General features: G+C 69.1%; 20 protein-coding genes. 13 read left to right on the top strand and 7 right to left on the bottom strand.

The window, feature by feature from the left end; all coding sequences use genetic code 11:
• Positions 1 to 245 precede the first annotated feature (245 nt).
• Positions 246 to 1,217 (top strand): heme o synthase, encoded by a 972-nt coding sequence (locus ACGFIF_RS10135; protein ID WP_393153493.1) that lies wholly within the window; start codon positions 246 to 248, stop codon positions 1,215 to 1,217.
• An 85-nt stretch (positions 1,218 to 1,302) separates the two neighbouring features.
• Positions 1,303 to 1,776, top strand: coding sequence for a cupin domain-containing protein (locus tag ACGFIF_RS10130; protein ID WP_393153491.1), 474 nt, complete (start codon positions 1,303 to 1,305; stop codon positions 1,774 to 1,776).
• Here ACGFIF_RS10130 and ACGFIF_RS10125 read toward each other — a convergent pair.
• Complete coding sequence (locus ACGFIF_RS10125) at positions 1,758 to 2,717, bottom strand: helix-turn-helix domain-containing protein (protein ID WP_393153489.1); 960 nt, start codon at positions 2,715 to 2,717, stop codon at positions 1,758 to 1,760. The two genes, ACGFIF_RS10130 and ACGFIF_RS10125, sit on opposite strands and share 19 nt — an antisense overlap.
• Before the next feature lie 167 nt (positions 2,718 to 2,884).
• On the opposite strand from ACGFIF_RS10125, the gene ACGFIF_RS10120 reads away from it, so the two are divergent.
• Positions 2,885 to 3,997 (top strand): ScyD/ScyE family protein, encoded by a 1,113-nt coding sequence (locus ACGFIF_RS10120; protein WP_393153487.1) that lies wholly within the window; start codon positions 2,885 to 2,887, stop codon positions 3,995 to 3,997.
• A gap of 51 nt (positions 3,998 to 4,048) precedes the next feature.
• Here the strand turns inward: ACGFIF_RS10120 and ACGFIF_RS10115 are convergent, their stop codons facing one another.
• The 3 genes from ACGFIF_RS10115 to ACGFIF_RS10105 are packed head-to-tail and all read right to left on the bottom strand — an operon-like array spanning position 4,049 to position 6,508.
• A complete protein-coding gene (locus ACGFIF_RS10115; RefSeq protein ID WP_393153485.1) occupies positions 4,049 to 4,975 on the bottom strand; it encodes a heme A synthase in 927 nt (308 codons plus the stop codon).
• A 28-nt stretch (positions 4,976 to 5,003) separates the two neighbouring features.
• Positions 5,004 to 5,786 carry an ABC transporter permease gene (locus ACGFIF_RS10110; RefSeq protein ID WP_393153483.1) on the bottom strand — a complete coding sequence of 261 codons (783 nt, stop codon included), beginning with the start codon at positions 5,784 to 5,786 and terminating at the stop codon, positions 5,004 to 5,006.
• Positions 5,783 to 6,508: an ABC transporter ATP-binding protein gene (locus ACGFIF_RS10105; RefSeq protein WP_393153481.1), complete on the bottom strand. Its 726-nt coding sequence runs from the start codon at positions 6,506 to 6,508 to the stop codon at positions 5,783 to 5,785. Before ACGFIF_RS10105 ends, ACGFIF_RS10110 begins: the two co-directional genes overlap by 4 nt.
• A gap of 184 nt (positions 6,509 to 6,692) precedes the next feature.
• Here ACGFIF_RS10105 and ACGFIF_RS10100 point away from each other — a divergent pair, with 184 nt between their 5' ends.
• Genes ACGFIF_RS10100 through ACGFIF_RS10065 form a run of 8 tightly spaced genes read left to right on the top strand, consistent with a single transcriptional unit; the run spans position 6,693 to position 13,267 of the window.
• Complete coding sequence (locus ACGFIF_RS10100) at positions 6,693 to 7,391, top strand: helix-turn-helix transcriptional regulator (protein WP_393153689.1); 699 nt, start codon at positions 6,693 to 6,695, stop codon at positions 7,389 to 7,391.
• The gene (gene sufB, locus ACGFIF_RS10095; RefSeq protein WP_393153479.1) at positions 7,388 to 8,800 is read left to right on the top strand and encodes a Fe-S cluster assembly protein SufB; all 1,413 of its coding nucleotides are present in this window, start codon (positions 7,388 to 7,390) and stop codon (positions 8,798 to 8,800) included. Before ACGFIF_RS10100 ends, sufB begins: the two co-directional genes overlap by 4 nt.
• The gene (gene sufD, locus ACGFIF_RS10090; protein ID WP_393153477.1) at positions 8,800 to 10,023 is read left to right on the top strand and encodes a Fe-S cluster assembly protein SufD; all 1,224 of its coding nucleotides are present in this window, start codon (positions 8,800 to 8,802) and stop codon (positions 10,021 to 10,023) included. The genes sufB and sufD overlap by 1 nt, the downstream gene beginning before the upstream one ends.
• Positions 10,020 to 10,355: a non-heme iron oxygenase ferredoxin subunit gene (locus tag ACGFIF_RS10085; protein WP_393153475.1), complete on the top strand. Its 336-nt coding sequence runs from the start codon at positions 10,020 to 10,022 to the stop codon at positions 10,353 to 10,355. Before sufD ends, ACGFIF_RS10085 begins: the two co-directional genes overlap by 4 nt.
• A gap of 36 nt (positions 10,356 to 10,391) precedes the next feature.
• On the top strand, positions 10,392 to 11,156 hold the full coding sequence (sufC, locus tag ACGFIF_RS10080) for a Fe-S cluster assembly ATPase SufC (protein ID WP_393153473.1): 765 nt from the start codon (positions 10,392 to 10,394) through the stop codon (positions 11,154 to 11,156).
• Entirely contained in the window at positions 11,153 to 12,433 is a 1,281-nt protein-coding gene (locus ACGFIF_RS10075) for a cysteine desulfurase (RefSeq protein ID WP_393153471.1), read from the top strand. Before sufC ends, ACGFIF_RS10075 begins: the two co-directional genes overlap by 4 nt.
• Positions 12,433 to 12,891 carry a Fe-S cluster assembly sulfur transfer protein SufU gene (gene sufU / locus ACGFIF_RS10070; RefSeq protein WP_393153469.1) on the top strand — a complete coding sequence of 153 codons (459 nt, stop codon included), beginning with the start codon at positions 12,433 to 12,435 and terminating at the stop codon, positions 12,889 to 12,891. The genes ACGFIF_RS10075 and sufU overlap by 1 nt, the downstream gene beginning before the upstream one ends.
• Positions 12,884 to 13,267, top strand: a complete 384-nt coding sequence (locus ACGFIF_RS10065; RefSeq protein ID WP_393153467.1) for a metal-sulfur cluster assembly factor — start codon at positions 12,884 to 12,886, stop codon at positions 13,265 to 13,267. Before sufU ends, ACGFIF_RS10065 begins: the two co-directional genes overlap by 8 nt.
• Positions 13,268 to 13,317: 50 nt before the next feature.
• Here ACGFIF_RS10065 and ACGFIF_RS10060 read toward each other — a convergent pair whose 3' ends face one another.
• Positions 13,318 to 13,794: a quercetin 2,3-dioxygenase gene (locus ACGFIF_RS10060; RefSeq protein WP_393153465.1), complete on the bottom strand. Its 477-nt coding sequence runs from the start codon at positions 13,792 to 13,794 to the stop codon at positions 13,318 to 13,320.
• A 64-nt stretch (positions 13,795 to 13,858) separates the two neighbouring features.
• On the opposite strand from ACGFIF_RS10060, the gene ACGFIF_RS10055 reads away from it, so the two are divergent.
• Positions 13,859 to 14,467, top strand: coding sequence for a TetR/AcrR family transcriptional regulator (locus ACGFIF_RS10055; RefSeq protein WP_393153463.1), 609 nt, complete (start codon positions 13,859 to 13,861; stop codon positions 14,465 to 14,467).
• Complete coding sequence (locus ACGFIF_RS10050; RefSeq protein ID WP_393153461.1) at positions 14,464 to 15,087, top strand: acVLRF1 family peptidyl-tRNA hydrolase; 624 nt, start codon at positions 14,464 to 14,466, stop codon at positions 15,085 to 15,087. The genes ACGFIF_RS10055 and ACGFIF_RS10050 overlap by 4 nt, the downstream gene beginning before the upstream one ends.
• On the opposite strand, the gene ACGFIF_RS10045 is transcribed toward ACGFIF_RS10050, so the two are convergent.
• Both ACGFIF_RS10045 and ACGFIF_RS10040 read right to left on the bottom strand, forming a co-directional pair.
• Complete coding sequence (locus tag ACGFIF_RS10045; RefSeq protein WP_393153459.1) at positions 15,075 to 15,629, bottom strand: hypothetical protein; 555 nt, start codon at positions 15,627 to 15,629, stop codon at positions 15,075 to 15,077. The two genes, ACGFIF_RS10050 and ACGFIF_RS10045, sit on opposite strands and share 13 nt — an antisense overlap.
• Positions 15,630 to 15,632: 3 nt before the next feature.
• Positions 15,633 to 16,163: a hypothetical protein gene (locus ACGFIF_RS10040; RefSeq protein ID WP_393153457.1), complete on the bottom strand. Its 531-nt coding sequence runs from the start codon at positions 16,161 to 16,163 to the stop codon at positions 15,633 to 15,635.
• Positions 16,164 to 16,167: the final 4 nt, after the last annotated feature.

The following is a 16,167-nucleotide window of genomic DNA, read 5'->3' as shown; positions in this document are numbered from 1 at the left end:
ATCGCTCCGCGACCTACCGGCCGGTCACGATCGCGCCCCCGCGCATCACCGTGAGCGAGCCTACTCGCCCGGGCGTTCGGCGCCTTCCATAGAGTCGGAACCCGGACGGTGTGGCGCTTGTTCCCGACGTCTGCCACGTCACACCGATGACTCGCCCAGGGGGGTGGGCGGACCCTCCTACGGGGCGTCGTAGACTGTCGAACCGTCAGCGCCGGGCCTCCGGCGTCAACACAGGAGAGTTCGAGGTGTTCGTGACGGCCGTCGACCCGCGTCCAGCCGCGACGACGTCGTACCCGACGCCGCTGCCGGACGGCACAGCTGTTCTGAGTCCGTCGGTGCGCGACGTGGTGAAGGCGTACGTCGGTCTGACCAAGCCACGCATCATCGAGCTGCTGCTGATCACCACGGTGCCGGTGATGTTCCTGGCCGCCGGGGGAGTGCCCGGGCTCGGCGTCGTCGCCGCCACCTTGGTCGGCGGGATCCTCGCGGCCGGCAGCGCGAACACGATCAACTGCGTGCTCGACCGCGACATCGACGAGCAGATGCGCCGGACCCGCCGCCGCCCGTTGCCGCGGCACGCGGTCAGCCCGAAGTCGGCGACCGTCTTCGGCGTCGTCCTCGGCATCCTGGCCACGCTCGAGCTCGGGTTCTTCGTGAACTGGCTGTCCTCGGGCCTGGCGCTCGCGGCGAACGCCTTCTACGTGTTCGGCTACACGATGGTGCTGAAGCGCCGGACCGTGCAGAACATTGTCTGGGGCGGGATCGCGGGCTGTTTCCCGACGCTGATCGGCTGGACCGCGGTGACCAACGAGCTGGCCTGGACGCCGTTCGTGCTGTTCCTGGTCGTGTTCTTCTGGACGCCGCCGCACACCTGGGCGCTGGCGATGCGCTACCGCGAGGACTACGCGTCGGTCGACGTACCGATGCTGCCCGTGGTCGCCACCCCGGTCGCGACCGCCCGCCAGATCATGGCGTACTCCGTGGTCATGGTGGCCACCTCGATCGCGCTCTGGCCGGTCGCCGACACCGGTTTCGTCTACCCGCTGGCCGCGATCGCCCTGGGCATCGTCTTCCTGCGCGAGGCCCGCGCGTTGTTGCTGCGGGCCCACACCGGCGCCGAAGGTGCCGCGCTGCGGCCGATGCGGCTGTTCCACTTCTCCAACATCTACCTGGCGCTGCTGTTCATCGCCGCGGCGATCGACCCGCTGCTGCGCTGATCATCCGCGCACAGCGGTTGACGCTGCGCGCACAGGTGGGTACGACGCCTTATCCGGCGTCGCTCGAGCTGCCTGACTTGCGGCCATGACGAGATTCGATCGAGAGTACGTGCTCGGGCAGGGACTCAGGGCGACCATCCTGGCAACGGCCGAAGAGACCGGCGGACGGCACGATCTGAGCGACACCCGCCAACCGCCGGGCGAGATGACGCCGCTGCACCTGCACACCCGCTACGAGGAGAGGTTCTGGGTCGCGTCAGGCGGCCTCACGGTCTGGGCCGGTGACGACCAGATCGAGCTGCGCTCCGGCGACTACTACCGGATCGGCCTGAACGTCCCGCACGCGGTCCGCAGCGGTCCGGACGGCTGCCACGCCCTACACATCTCCACCCCGGCCGGGTTCGCCGAACTCATCGCCCGCACCGGTACGCCGGCCCAGTTGGCGACCCCGGAGACGGAGCTCGACCTGGCGCTCTTCATGGCGGTGACGACCGAACTGGGCGACGTCGTCCTCGGTCCGCCCGGAACGCTCCCTGCCGACTACGACGAAGCACCGTAGACAGAGCGGAACTCGGCCGGAGGTAGACCATAGGTGCGTTTGAAGGCTCGGTTGAAGTGGGCCGGGTTGGTCAGGCCCCAGCGGGCGGCGATGGCCGCGACCGGGCGGCCGGCGAGGGTGGGGTCGAGGAGGTCCCGGCGGCAGCGGTCCAAGCGGCGCAGGCGGATGAGAGTGGCGACGCCTTCTCCGGTGGGCTCGAAGAGCCGGTGGAGGTAGCGAAGTGAGACGTGGTGGGCCGCCGCGACCGTGCTTGGCGAGAGGTCCGGGTCGCCGAGGTGTTCTTCGATGAAGCCTCGGCACTGGTGCACCAAGGCCTGGGACCGGGTCTCGGTGGGCAGGAGGCGCTCCTGGTCCAGGCGAGCGGCCAGACCGACGTTGACCAGGTCCATTACCGCGGAGCCGATCCGCGCGCCGTTTGCGCCATCATCCGCGTCCAGGTGGTGCGGCAGTTGCCGGACGAGGCTGGACACGAGCGCCCCGGTGCCCTGCGAACCACTGAGGCGTACTCCGGTGAGCTTGCCGACCTGCTCCTCGCGCAACGGGCTCAGCGCCTTCGGATACGAGACGAGGATCGCCCGGCGCTCGGTGTAGGCGCAGCGCAACGGGCGGGACAGGTCGGCGACGCCGAGGTCGCCGGGCGCGAACTCCGCGCAGCGTCCGTCCTGCTCGCCGAGCGCGGTGCCCTCCGCCTGGACGAAGAGCATGTAGCGCTGCGGATCCTGTCTGCGCACGTGTTCGGCGGTACGGCGCGCCTCACCCGGACCCGACCGGGACACGATCACCTGCAGTGGCCCGACGGTCCCGACAGTGAGCTCGTCGCGGCCGTCCGGCGGCTCGTCGAGCCGAATCTCCAGTCCGGACACGGCGTCCGCCACGACGTTGTTCCAGTAGGCCGTCCGCGTGCGTACCGGTTCCGCGGCGGCCCTCAGCACGGTCCGCATTGCGCCAGTCTGTTCAGGTCCTGACGATCGGGCAACCGGGTTTGCCGTCCGTGGTGGGGTCGTGGCAGTAAGTTTTCCCGTTGACCTGATCGTGATCTGATGTTGCGATGGCTGGGTCTGTGGAGGGGGTTCCACACCTGGGGAGGCACAGATACAGGGGGTTCGCAGTGGGGGTACGAACACGTGTAGCCGCGGTCGCAGCGCTGGCACTCGCCGGGTCGATGCTGGTGGCCGCACCGGCCGACGCAGGCAGTAAGAAGTCCGGCACCACGGTCAAACCAGTGATTTCCGGCCTGGTCAATCCACGCGGTGTCGCCACGTTCGGCGGGAAGATCATCTACAGCGTCGGCGACGGCTCGGTCTACGAGGCGTGGGCGCACAACGGCAAGGTCATCCGCAAGCTCGGCCAGGTGCCGGGTGGATTCGCACCGGCGATCGACACCAACAAGTGGGGCGTCACGTACGCCTTGACCGGCGCCGGCGGAGAGCCGGGCCAGCCGCTGCCGCCGGGCAGCGCGACTCTGTACAAGCTGCGTCCGGGCAAGGCGCCGCTGGCGATCGCCGACATCGGCAAGTACCAGTTGACGGATCCGGATCCGGACAACCAGCAGGACGGCCCGCCGACGGAGTCCAACCCGTTCGGTGTCGCCGCGCTGAAGGACGGTACGGTCCTGGTGGCCGACGCGGCCGGCAACGACCTGCTCCGGGTCTGGCCGAACGGTCACATCAAGACGGTCGCCCGGCTGAAGCCGCGCACGGTCAAGGTTCCCCCGGGTCTGGGCACGTCGGCACCACCGGCCGGGACCCCGATGGTGGCCGAGGCAGTCGCCACATCGGTGACGGTCGGCTCGGACGGCTACTGGTACGTCGGTGAGCTCCGTGGCTTCCCGGCGACGCCGAAGACGTCGCAGATCTGGCGGATCAAGCCCGGCTCGGTCGGCGCGGTCTGCGACCCGGCCAAGCCGTACAAGGGCAAGTGCACCCGCTACGCCGACGGCTACACGTCGATCGTCGACCTGGCCGGCGGTCCGAAGGGCACCCTCGCGGTCGTCGAGCTGGCGAAGGTCAGCTGGTTCCAGTGGGAGCTGGGCGGCTCGGCCGTCGGCTCGCTGTACCTCCAGTTCCCGGGCAAGTGGCACAAGGCCGGGTACAAGAAGGAGCTTGCCCCAGGCAAGCTCATCCTTCCGGGCGGTACGGCGATCAGCAGCCGGGGCAAGGTGTACGTCTCCTCGCCGCTCTTCGGACCGGGAGCCGTGTACCAGGTAGTGGCGAAACGCTGAGGCCACCCGGGGCGTCAGGTCTACTCACCGGGCCTGGCGCTCCGGGTCTACCTAGGTGGCCGGCGTACCGCGTTCGCCGTACACAGCGGTCACCAGTGCGATCAGCACCGCGGCGAAGAACATGTGGATGAGCACCAGGACCCAGGGGAGTCCGGTGAAGTACTGCGTGAAGCCCACGACTCCCTGCAGCAGCTCCATCGCGAGCAGCCAGGCAGCCAGTTTCCGCAGCGTCCGCGAGGTCGCCGTCACCCGGGTCGCGATCACCAGGGCGATCGAGATCCCGAGCAGCCCGAACACGACGTCGGCGTGCAGCTGACTGATCAGCTCCTCGTTGAACCCGTTCCGTCCGGTCTCCGGATCACCCGAGTGCGGGCCGGCCCCGGTGACCAAGGTGCCGAGAGCAACGGCCAGCCAGACCGCCACCACACAACCGGTCGCGAGGGCGCGAACCACCGGCGGAGTGTGCGGGTAGGGACTCGTCCGGGACCGCCGCATCAGCGAGACGGTCAAGGTGATGATCACCAGTGAGACCAGGAAGTGGGCCGACACGATCCATGGGTTCAGCCCGGTCAGCACGCTGACACCGCCGATCACCGCCTGGAGCGGCACGCCGAGCGCGGCGGCCGTCGCCAGCCGGCGCAGGTCCTTGCGCACCGGGCGGTACCGCATCACCGCGAGCCAGGTGCCGATCGCGATCACCGCGACCACGAAGCCGAGCATCCGGTTGCCGAACTCGATCGCGCCGTGGATGCCGAGCGCACTGTGCGGCACGTACGACTCGTCGGTGCACCGCGGCCAGGTCGGGCAGCCGAGGCCGGAGCCGGTCAGCCGGACCAGTCCGCCGGTCACCACGATGCCGATGTTCGCCACCACCGACGCCCAGCCCCAGCGCCGGACGACGTCCAGGCTCGGCTCGGGCACCAGTCGCCAGAAGCCAGTGACTGGTGCGGTCTGTTGGGGTGGGGTCTCCGTGCTCATCACCGGCACACTCTAAAGAAGCGCACGCTCAGTCCCACCGGAAGGTCCGGGAGACCAGGTATCCGAGGACCCCCGCCCACAGCGCCAGCGACAGCGCCGCGGCCCAGGGGATGACACCTTCGATGGTCGAGTTCGCCAGGCCGTTGGCCAGCGCGGCGCTCGGCAACAGGCGTACGACGCCCTGCATGCCCTCGGGGTATTCGTCGACCGGTGTGAGCACCGCACCACCGACCAACAGCAGCAGATACAGCAGGTTCGCCGCGGCCAGCGTCGCCTCGGCCCGCAGTACGCCGGCCATCAGCAGACCGAGCGACGCGAAGGCAGCCGTCCCACAAAGCACCATCAGCACCACACCGAAGACGGCATCGATCCCGCCGGTCGGGTTCCAGCCAAGTGCGAAGCCAGTCCCGATCAGTACGGCGAGCTGGATCAGCTGCACCACCAGGACCGCGCCGATCTTCCCGGCCAGCAGTCCGGTGCGAGACAGGGGAGAGGCGCCGAGCCGCTTGATCACGCCGTACCGCCGCTCGAAGCCGGTCGCGATCGCCAGCGAGGTGAACGACGACGACAGCACCGCCAGCGCGAGCACGCGCGGCACCGCGTCGTCGATCGCCGCGCCATCGCCCAGCGGCAGCCGGTTGCCGAGGCCCGTGCCGCCCAGCAAGAGGAGGAGGCCCAGCGGGATCACCAGTGCCAGCAACAGCTGCTCGCCGTTGCGGATCAGCAGCCGGAACTCCATCCGCGCATGGGCCAACACCTTACGTGGCCAGGGCGCACTGCCTGGTCGCGGGGCGTACGTCGTACTGCTCATCGGGGCTCCCGCTTCGGCGGTGCGGTCAGTGCGAGGTAGACGTCCTCGAGCGATTTCGTGCCGTGCTCGGTCAGCGAGTCCGGGGAGCCGGAGGCGATCACCTTGCCGGCCGACACCACGTGGACCTGATCCGACAACTGCTCGGCCTCGTCCATCGCATGGGTCGTGAGGACGACGGTCACCCCGTCGGCGCGTAGATCGCGGATCAGCTGCCAGATCTCCCGCCGGCCGTGCGGGTCCAGCCCGGTCGTCGGCTCGTCCAGGAACGCGATCTCGGGCCGGCCCACGATCGCCAGCGCGAACGAGAGCCGCTGCTTCTGGCCGCCGGACAGGCGCCGGTACGGCGTCCGGCCGCAGGTACCGAGGTCGAGGCGCTCGACCAGGGCCGGGATGTCCAAGGGGTGGGTGTGCAGCGTGGCGACGTACCGGAGCATCTCGAGCGCCCGGACGCCGGACCAGGCGCCGCCTTCCTGCAGCATCACGCCGATCCGCGGCATCAGTTCGTCGTGGTCGGCGATCGGATCCAGCCCGAGCACCCGGACCTGTCCGGATTCCGGCCGGCGGAAGCCCTCACAGCTCTCCACGGTGGTGGTCTTGCCCGCCCCGTTGGGGCCGAGCACGGACGTCACCGTGCCGCCGGTTACGGTGAGACTGAGACCGTCCACCGCGGCCTTCTCGCCGTACCGCACGACGAGGTTGTCGATCTCTACCGCGACTGGCACAACGGCAGCATAGAGAACGGGTGAACGTGACGTCGCTCACGCCCGGTCCTGATACCCCGCGTGAGCGCGCGAACCGGTTAGGGCAGCCTTATTTGAAGGCCCCCGGGAATTACGCGACACTGATGTTGTGAAAACTCCTGTGACGAACGGACCGGTGCCCGCGGGCGCCTCCGCTGTTGCTGGAATCACGCGGGACGAGTCCACCCGGGACCGGGTGGCCCGGTCGATCCTGACCAACGGTCCGTCCAGCGCCGCGGTGCTCGCGGAGCGCCTGGAGCTGACCCCGGCGGCGGTTCGCCGGCATCTGGACCACCTGCTCGAGGAAGGGCTGGTCGAGTCCCGCGAGGAGCGGGTCTACGGCCCGCGTGGTCGCGGCCGCCCCGCGAAGGTCTTCGTGCTGACCGACACCGGCCGGCACGCGTTCCACCAGGCGTACGACGACCTGGCGGCGACCGCACTGCGGTTCATCGCCGAGGCCGGCGGTGACGAGGCGGTCTCGGAGTTCGCCCGACGGCGGGTCGCCGAGGTGGAGCAGCGGTACCGGGAGTTGCTGGACAAGGCTCCCGAGCATGAGAAGGCGGAGGTGCTCGCCCAGGCGCTCACCGCGGACGGCTATGCCGCCTCCACGGCGAAGGCCGCGCACGGAGAGCAGCTCTGCCAGCACCACTGCCCGGTCGCCCACGTGGCCGAGCAGTTCCCCCAGTTGTGCGAGGCCGAGACCGAGGCGTTCGCCCGGTTGCTCGGCAAGCACGTCCAGAGATTGGCCACCATCGCGCACGGCGACGGTGTCTGCACTACACATATTCCTGGGCATATCCCCGGCCCCCAGGCTGCGCCCAGTTCCCCCGTAACCGACGGCGAATCTGCGAGGACTGCACGATGACGCAAACCGCTCACCCCGAACTGGAAGGCCTCGGCAACTACCAGTACGGCTGGGCCGACTCCGACGCCGCTGGCGCGGTCGCCCAGCGCGGCCTCAGCGCCGATGTGGTGCGGGGCATCTCCGCCCTCAAGAACGAGCCCGAGTGGATGCTCGACCTGCGCCTGAAGGGTCTGAAGCTCTTCGACCGCAAGCCGATGCCGTCGTGGGGTGCCGACCTGTCCGGGATCGACTTCGACAACATCAAGTACTTCGTCCGGTCGACCGAGAAGCAGGCCACCAGCTGGGAAGAGCTGCCCGAGGACATCAAGAACACCTATGACAAGCTCGGCATCCCGGAGGCGGAGAAGCAGCGCCTGGTCGCCGGTGTCGCGGCGCAGTACGAGTCGGAGGTCGTCTACCACCAGATCCGTGAGGACCTGGAGGCGCAGGGCGTCATCTTCCTGGACACCGACACCGGTCTGCGCGAGCACCCGGAGCTCTTCAAGGAGTACTTCGGCTCCGTCATCCCGGTCGGCGACAACAAGTTCGCCTCGCTGAACACGGCGGTCTGGTCCGGCGGCTCGTTCATCTACGTGCCCAAGGGCGTCAAGGTGGACATCCCGCTGCAGGCCTACTTCCGGATCAACACCGAGAACATGGGCCAGTTCGAGCGGACCCTGATCATCGTCGACGAGGACGCCTACGTGCACTACGTCGAGGGCTGTACGGCGCCGATCTACAAGTCGGACTCGCTGCACTCCGCGGTGGTCGAGATCATCGTGAAGAAGGGCGCCCGCTGCCGCTACACGACGATCCAGAACTGGTCGAACAACGTCTACAACCTGGTCACCAAGCGCGCCACCTGCGAGGCCGGCGCGACGATGGAGTGGATCGACGGCAACATCGGTTCCAAGGTGACGATGAAGTACCCGGCCGTCTACCTGATGGGTGAGCACGCCAAGGGCGAGACCCTGTCGGTCGCGTTCGCCGGCGAGGGCCAGCACCAGGACGCCGGTTCGAAGATGGTGCACAACGCGCCGTACACCTCCAGTTCGATCGTGTCGAAGTCCGTGGCCCGCGGTGGCGGACGGACGTCGTACCGAGGTCTGGTCGAGGTGGCGCCGGGTTCGCACCACAGCAAGTCCACGGTGCGCTGTGACGCGCTGCTGGTCGACACCATCAGCCGTTCGGACACCTACCCGTACGTCGACGTCCGCGAGGACGACGTGGCGATGGGACACGAGGCGACCGTGTCCAAGGTCAGCGACGACCAGCTCTTCTACCTGATGAGCCGGGGCATGGCCGAGGACGAGGCGATGGCGATGATCGTCCGCGGCTTCATCGAGCCGATCGCCCGCGAGCTCCCGATGGAGTACGCGCTGGAACTGAACCGACTGATCGAGCTGCAGATGGAAGGGGCCGTCGGCTGATGTCCGCCACCGAAACCCTTGTTGCCACCGGTAACAAGGCGCACTCCCACGGACCGGGTTCGCCGGTCCCGCTCCAGGCCCGGAGCGAGCGGCCCACGTCGTACGACGTGGCCGACTTCCCGGTGCCGCACGGGCGCGAGGAGGAGTGGCGCTTCACCCCGGTCAAGGCGCTCAAGGCTCTGTTCGCCGACGAGGCCGGCACCGAGACCCCGAAGATCGACGCGTCCGGCCCGGACGGTGTCGTGTTCGAGACCGTCGCGGCCGACTCGCTGAAGGTCGGCACGCCGCAGGACCGCGCCGCGGCCGTCGCCTGGACCCACGCGGCCGAGGCGCTCGCGGTGCGGATCCCGGTCGAGGCCGAGCTGGCCGAGCCGATCCACGTGAACGTCGCCAGCCTCGGCGCCCGCGGCTTCACCCACCTGATCGTGGACGCCGCCCGGCACAGCCGCTCCATCGTGATCATCGATCACACCGGCGCCGGTGAGCTGGGCAGCAACGTCGAGATCGTCGTCGGCGACGGCGCCGACCTGCGGGTCATCTCGATCCAGCAAGGCGACCACGACTCGATCCACCTGGCCCAGCACGACGCGCTGGTCGGCCGCGACGGGCGGCTGCACCACGTCGTGGTGACCCTCGGCGGCAAGATCGTCCGCGTCTCGACCAACGTCCGGTACGCCGGTCCCGGCGGCGACGCCGAGCTGGTCGGGGTGTACTTCGCCGAGTCCGGTCAGCACCACGAGAACCGGTTGTTCGTCGACCACGAGGCGCCGCAGTGCAAGAGCAACGTGCTCTACAAGGGCGCGCTCGCCGGTGACCACGCCCGCTCGGTCTGGATCGGCGACGTACTGATCCGGGCCGCGGCCGAGGGCACCGACACGTTCGAGCTGAACCGGAACCTGGTGCTCACCGACGGCGCCCGCGCCGACTCGGTGCCGAACCTGGAGATCGAGACCGGCGAGATCGAGGGCGCCGGGCACGCGTCGGCGACCGGCCGCTTCGACGACGAGCAGTTGTTCTACCTGCAGGCCCGCGGGATCCCCGAGGACGCGGCCCGGCGGCTGGTCGTGTCCGGCTTCTTCAACGACATCATCGGCAGGCTCGGCGTCCCCGAGGTGGCCGAGCACCTGCACGACGTGATCGAGGAGAAGCTGGCCCGGACGGCAGAGTTGAGTGCTGCGGCGGCGAAGGCCACCGGGCAGATCACGGCGGTCGCGGGGCAGTGAGCGACAGCTTCGAGCGCGCCTGCGCCGTCACCGACGTACCGGACGAAGGAGTCGTCCCGGTGGAGGTCGGTGGTGTCGAGGTCGCGGTCGTGAAGAGCGAGGGGCAGTTCTTCGCGGTGCGGGACGAGTGCTCGCACGCGCAGATCCAGCTGTCCGAGGGTGACGTCGGCGAGTGCGAGATCGAGTGCTGGCTGCACGGATCCCGGTTCGACCTGCGCACCGGCGAGCCGACCAGCCTGCCCGCGTACGACCCGGTGCCGGTGTATCCGGTCCGGCTGGACGGCGACGATGTGATGGTCGACGTCAAGAACCCCCTGAACAGTGCTAGTTGATGGCATCCCTGTAAAGCGACGGAGATAGAAAACCTCATGGCGACACTCGAGATCCGCGACCTGCACGTGTCGGTCGACACCGAGAACGGCCCGAAGGAGATCCTGCGCGGCGTCGACCTGACCATCGCGGCCGGTCAGACGCACGCGATCATGGGCCCGAACGGTTCCGGCAAGTCCACGCTGGCGTACTCGATCGCCGGCCACCCGAAGTACAACATCACCAGCGGCACCGTCACCCTCGACGGCGAGGACGTGCTCGACATGAAGGTCGACGAGCGCGCCCGGGCCGGCCTGTTCCTGGCGATGCAGTACCCGGTCGAGGTGCCCGGCGTGTCGGTGGCGAACTTCCTCCGGACCGCGAAGACCGCGATCGACGGCGAGGCGCCGAAGCTGCGCACCTGGGTCAAGGACGTCAACAAGGCGCTCGGCGACCTGGAGATGGACCCCGATTTCGGCACCCGGAACGTGAACGAGGGCTTCTCCGGTGGTGAGAAGAAGCGGCACGAGATCGTCCAGCTGGAGCTGCTGAACCCGAAGATCGCGATCCTCGACGAGACCGACTCCGGCCTCGACATCGACGCGCTGAGGATCGTCTCGACCGGCGTCAACCGGTTCGCGGAGCAGGGTGACAAGGGTGTCCTGCTGATCACCCACTACACGCGGATCCTGCGCTACATCAAGCCGGACTTCGTGCACGTGTTCGTCGACGGCCGGATCGCCGAAGAGGGCGGGCCGGAGCTGGCCGAAGAGCTCGAGGCCAACGGCTACGAGCGTTTCCTCAAGGCAGGCGCGAAGGCATGAATGCCTCCCGGACGTTCAGCAGTCCCCTGACTGATTCTTTTCAGAGTCCGTTGGACTGGCAGTCGGTCCGGGCGGACTTCCCGATCCTTTCCCGCGAGCTCGCGAACGGGTTCCCGCTGGTCTACCTGGACTCGGCCAACTCGTCGCAGAAGCCGCGTCAGGTGGTCCAGGCGATCGAGGACCACTACCTGAAGCACAACGCCAACGTCGCCCGGGCCATGCACCAGCTCGGCGCCGAGGCGACCGCGGCGTACGAGGGCGGCCGGGACAAGGTCGCGGCCTTCCTCGGCGCTCCGTCGCGGGACGAGATCGTCTTCACCAAGAACGCCTCCGAGGCGCTCAATCTGGCCGCGCACACCCTCGGCGCCTCGCTCAAGCCGGGCGATGTCGTGGTGATCTCCGAGATGGAGCACCACAGCAACATCGTCCCGTGGCAGCTCGCGTGTGAGCGGACCGGCGCGACGCTGAAGTGGTTCGGCGTCACCGACGAGGGCCGGCTCGACCTGAGCAACGTCGACGAGCTGATCACCGAGAACACCAAGGTCGTCTCGCTGACCTGGGTCTCGAACGCGCTCGGCACGATCAACCCGATCACCGACATCGCCGCCAAGGCGCACGCGGTCGGTGCGACCGTCGTCGTGGACGCGTCCCAGGCGGTGCCGCAGTTCCCGGTCGACGTCTCCACGCTCGGCGCGGACCTGCTGGTTTTCACCGGCCACAAGGTGGTCGGCCCGACCGGCATCGGCGTGCTCTGGGGCCGCTACGACCTGCTCGCCTCGTTGCCGCCGTTCCTGGGTGGCGGCGAGATGATCGAGGTCGTCCGGATGACCGGTTCGACGTACGCCGCGCCGCCGGCCCGGTTCGAGGCCGGAACGCCGCCGATCGCCCAGGCGGTCGGTCTCGGTGCGGCCATCGACTACCTGTCCGGAATCGGGATGGACAAGATCGCCGCCCACGAGCACGCGATCGTCGAGTACGCGCTCGAGGGGCTGAAGACCGTCCCGGGGCTGACCATTCTCGGTCCGAGCGACGCGACCGATCACGGTGGCGCGATCAGCTTCGAGCTGGACGGCGTCCACCCGCATGACGTGGCGACCGTGCTGGACACGCGCGGGATCGCGGTACGGGCCGGGCACCACTGTGCGCGGCCGGTGCACGAGCGGTTCGGCGTACAGTCCTCGACACGGGCGTCCTTCTACCTCTACACGACCCCGGAAGAGGTCGAGGCGCTGGTGGAGGGCCTCGGTTTCGTCCGTTCTTTCTTCAAGGTGGCTTGATGCAGCTGGACTCGCTGTACCAGGAGATCATCCTGGACCACTACCGCACCCCGCACCACGCGGGTCTGGCGGAGCCGTACGACGTGGAGGTGCACCACGTGAACCCGTCCTGCGGGGACGAGGTGACGCTGCGGGTCGAGCTCGACGGCGACACGGTGACCGGCGTGACCCACGAGAGCGTCGGCTGCTCGATCAGCCAGGCCGCGACGTCGGTGATGACGGACCTGGTGATCGGCAAACCGGTCGCCGAGGGCATGGCGACGTACGAGAAGTTTCTCGAGCTGATGCAGGGCCGGGGGAATGTCGAACCGGACGAAGAGGTTCTTGAGGACGGCGTCGCGTTTGCCGGCGTCGCGCAGTTCCCGGCCCGGGTGAAGTGCGCACTGCTGGGCTGGTCGGCCTGGCGGGACGCGACCGCCCAGGCACTCGCGCGGAAAGAAGGAGTGAGCAATGCCTGATCAGACCGACGAGAAGATCGAGCTGCCCGAGGTCGACCTGACGGCTGCGGCTCAGCCTGGTACAGAGCCGGCCAAGGTCGAGGACGTGAACGAGGCGCTCAAGGATGTCGTCGACCCCGAGCTCGGCATCAACGTGGTCGACCTGGGCCTGATCTACGGCATCACCGTGGACGACACCAGCACCGCGATCATCGACATGACGCTGACGTCGGCGGCCTGCCCGCTGACCGACGTGATCGAGGACCAGACCCGGATGGCGCTCGACGGCCTGGTCAACGACTTCCGGATCAACTGGGTCTGGATGCCGCCGTGGGGCCCGGAGAAGATCACCGACGACGGCCGCGAGCAGCTGCGCGCCCTCGGCTTCAACGTCTGAGCGTTCCGGCAAGTGAGAGCCCGGGTCAGGTGGCCCGGGCTTTCGCCTGCTCAGAACGGCGGTGGGCCGACGATCTGGATCGCGCCGGTCTGCTCGGCGGCGACCCGGATCCGGTCGAAGTCGACCGGGATCGGCGGGCTTCCGTCGAGTGCCGGTTCGCTGGCGAGCCGGTAGAACGCCTCGTCCGTGCCCGGCGTCTGGAGCGTCAGGAACCGGGTCGTCGGCGAGACCACCATGAAGGCGTGCGGCACACCGCGGGGGATCACCACGACTCCGCCGGTGGACAGGTTGCGCCGCTTGCCGTCGAGATCGAGCTGGATCTCGCCGTCGAGCAGGTAGAACGTCTCGTCCGACGCGGGGTGGATGTGAACCGGCGTCACCTTGCCCTGCTGGGCGGTGAACTCGAAGAGGAGGAAGGCGCCCCCTGTCTCCTCCGCGGTGGCCAGCCAGGTGTGCAGTCCGCCACCGCTGAACCAGCGTCGTTCGCCTTCGCCGCGGTCCCGGACCGTCGCAGCCAGTGTCGCCATGTCGAACACCCCTCCCGTTTATGGGACTGGAGTCCCATTACGAAAGTACGGTACCGTGTATGCCATGTCAACGGCGTACGAGCAGTCCGGCCGGACCCGGCAGAAGCAGCGCACGCGGAACGATCTGATCGCCGCCGCGCGTGAGCTGATCAGGCAGGGCGGCTCGGCTCCGACCGTCGAGGCGGCCGCGGCGGCCGCATCGATCTCGCGGACGACGGCGTACCGGTACTTCCGCAGTCAAGCGGAGCTGCTCGCGGCCGCCCACCCGGAGGTCGAGCTGACCTCGCTGCTGCCGGCCGACAGCGGTGACGATCCCGAGACGCGGCTCCTCATGGTCGTCCGGGCGTTCATCGAGAGCCTGCTGGAATTCGAACCGCAGCAACGCACGATGCTTCGGCTCTCCCTCGAGCCGTCCACGCAGCCGGATCAGCTGCCGCTGCGGCAAGGACGTGCGATCGGCTGGTTCGAGGACGCGCTCGCGCCGGCCCGGGACAGGTTGTCCGAGGCAGCCGTTCACCGGCTCGCGATCGCCGTCCGCAGCGCGGTCGGCATCGAGGCGCTGGTCTGGCTCGTCGACGTCGCGGGACTCACCCGGGCGGACGCCGCAGAAGTGATGGAATCCTCGGCCCGGGCCATCGTCCGCGCGGCCCTGGCCGAGGGAGCCGACGCGTGACGCGCATCGTCTCCGTGGCGCCCGAACGGCTCGACCGCTGGCTGACCGGCTTTGCCGAACGGCACGGCTCGGTGTCGTACGACGTGACGCCGGCCAGCGTGAGGCTGACAGCAGAAGACGGCTCGCTGGCCGTCGTCGACGTACCGTACGCGCCGCTGCCGGACCTCAGCCGGGAAGGGCTGATCGCGCACGTGCTCGCTGACCACCGTCTCGGTGTCCTGCTGGTACGGCGGGGTGGCTACGGGGCCGGGGTGTTTGCCGGGGGCAAGCTTGTCGACTCGAAGGTCGGGTCGCGTCACGTGCAGGGGACGACGAAGGCCGGAGGGTGGTCGCAGCAGCGGTATGCGCGGCGGCGCGACAACCAGGCCCGCGAGGCGTTCGCGGCTGCGACGGAGGTCGCCGTACGGATCCTGGCTCCGGCGCGGTTGGACGCGCTGGTGTGCGGGGGAGACCGACGAGCGGTCGACACCGTGCTCGAGGACCCGCGGTTGAAGGAGCTGGTGGGACTGGTCCGGCCGCCGTTCCTCGGCGTACCGGATCCCAAGCAGAAGGTGCTCGAGCAGGCCGGTGTGGACGCCCGCGCGATCCGGATCGAGCTGACTGATCCTCAGGAGCCGTAGAGCGCGCGGAAGTCCGCCAGCGTGCCCCGGTAGTACTCCAGGTCGTCGGTCAGCTTCGCGCGCGTCACCAGCTCCGGGTTCTGCGCGCGCGACTGGCGGCCGAACTCGGACCACACGCCCTCGTCCGGCACCGCGTCGGCGCCGTCCGGCAGGAACTTGATCGCCTCGCCGACCGCATCCGCGGCGAACTCCCAGTTGAGCTCGACACTGTCCCGGTCCTGATCCGGACCGCCCGTGTAGGCCATGTCCGCCTCGAGCGCCCGGCGTCCGTACGTCGCCGCCACCACGGCCCACTGGGCGGCGTCGATGAGCTGTGACACCCCCAGCCCGAACCGCGCACCGATCGTGCGGGCCGCCTCCTCCGACGCGTACGCGATCGCGATGTCACCGGCTGGCGACGCGAGGGTCCAGGCGTCGGCACCCTCGGTCAGGTTCGCACCGGGGGTGATCGGCGCGGGCTCGACGGCCGGCGCGGCCTGGTCGGCGGCCGTCGTCAGGCTCACGTAGACCTGTGCCTCGGCCAGCGTCCTTGCGGTCAGCATCGGTTATCTCGCTCCTGTCTGTGCAGCCAGCTCGCGGTAGGTGTCGCGGACCACCAGTAGCCGGTCCAGCCGGAACCGGCCGGGATCGGCGTCCCGGACCGACCGGCCCTCCGGCGTCCAGAACTCCTCCTCCGGTACGGCGTCCTGCCCGGCCGGCACGAACTTGACCACCTCGTCCACAGCGGCCACGGCGACGGCCAGCACCTTACCGGCCGCGACGGGATCGGCGGGGACCTCGGCGGCGGCCCGGTCGGCCACGTCCATCCACTGGCCCGGATCCAGCAGCTCCGACGGCTCCGGACCGCCGAACGTCGGCCAGCCGACCGCCCTGGTCTCGCGGGCCGGCAGGCCGAACAGGTACTGCCGTTCCACGTCGCAGCCGGGACAGATCCCGTCGTAGCTGATCGCGAGCTCGCCTTCCACGTCGGCCAGCCCGTGCTCCCACGGAGTGTCGATCGAACCGCAGTTGGGGCAGGGATGGAGCTCCAGGTAGAGGTGCGCCTCGTCCCTGGTCCGCGCCACCGCGAACGCCATAGGA

This window comes from Kribbella sp. NPDC049174, from assembly GCF_043197365.1.
Taxonomy (GTDB): Bacteria; Actinomycetota; Actinomycetes; order Propionibacteriales; family Kribbellaceae; genus Kribbella.
The sequence above is the reverse complement of the archived record's forward strand: the minus strand, read 5'-3'. Positions and strand labels throughout refer to the sequence as shown.

Bases quoted from the DNA above. Each gene is read 5' to 3' on its own strand.
- ACGFIF_RS10065 (WP_393153467.1), top strand. From the start codon at position 12,884: ATGCCTGATCAGACCGACGAGAAGATCGAGCTGCCCGAGGTCGACCTG.
- sufC (WP_393153473.1), top strand. From the start codon at position 10,392: ATGGCGACACTCGAGATCCGCGACCTGCACGTGTCGGTCGACACCGAG.
- ACGFIF_RS10060 (WP_393153465.1), bottom strand. From the start codon at position 13,794: ATGGCGACACTGGCTGCGACGGTCCGGGACCGCGGCGAAGGCGAACGA.
- ACGFIF_RS10075 (WP_393153471.1), top strand. From the start codon at position 11,153: ATGAATGCCTCCCGGACGTTCAGCAGTCCCCTGACTGATTCTTTTCAG.
- ACGFIF_RS10040 (WP_393153457.1), bottom strand. From the start codon at position 16,163: ATGGCGTTCGCGGTGGCGCGGACCAGGGACGAGGCGCACCTCTACCTG.
- ACGFIF_RS10130 (WP_393153491.1), top strand. From the start codon at position 1,303: ATGACGAGATTCGATCGAGAGTACGTGCTCGGGCAGGGACTCAGGGCG.
- ACGFIF_RS10055 (WP_393153463.1), top strand. From the start codon at position 13,859: ATGTCAACGGCGTACGAGCAGTCCGGCCGGACCCGGCAGAAGCAGCGC.
- ACGFIF_RS10125 (WP_393153489.1), bottom strand. From the start codon at position 2,717: ATGCGGACCGTGCTGAGGGCCGCCGCGGAACCGGTACGCACGCGGACG.
- ACGFIF_RS10115 (WP_393153485.1), bottom strand. From the start codon at position 4,975: ATGAGCACGGAGACCCCACCCCAACAGACCGCACCAGTCACTGGCTTC.
- ACGFIF_RS10110 (WP_393153483.1), bottom strand. From the start codon at position 5,786: ATGAGCAGTACGACGTACGCCCCGCGACCAGGCAGTGCGCCCTGGCCA.
- sufD (WP_393153477.1), top strand. From the start codon at position 8,800: ATGTCCGCCACCGAAACCCTTGTTGCCACCGGTAACAAGGCGCACTCC.
- ACGFIF_RS10045 (WP_393153459.1), bottom strand. From the start codon at position 15,629: ATGCTGACCGCAAGGACGCTGGCCGAGGCACAGGTCTACGTGAGCCTG.
- sufB (WP_393153479.1), top strand. From the start codon at position 7,388: ATGACGCAAACCGCTCACCCCGAACTGGAAGGCCTCGGCAACTACCAG.
- sufU (WP_393153469.1), top strand. From the start codon at position 12,433: ATGCAGCTGGACTCGCTGTACCAGGAGATCATCCTGGACCACTACCGC.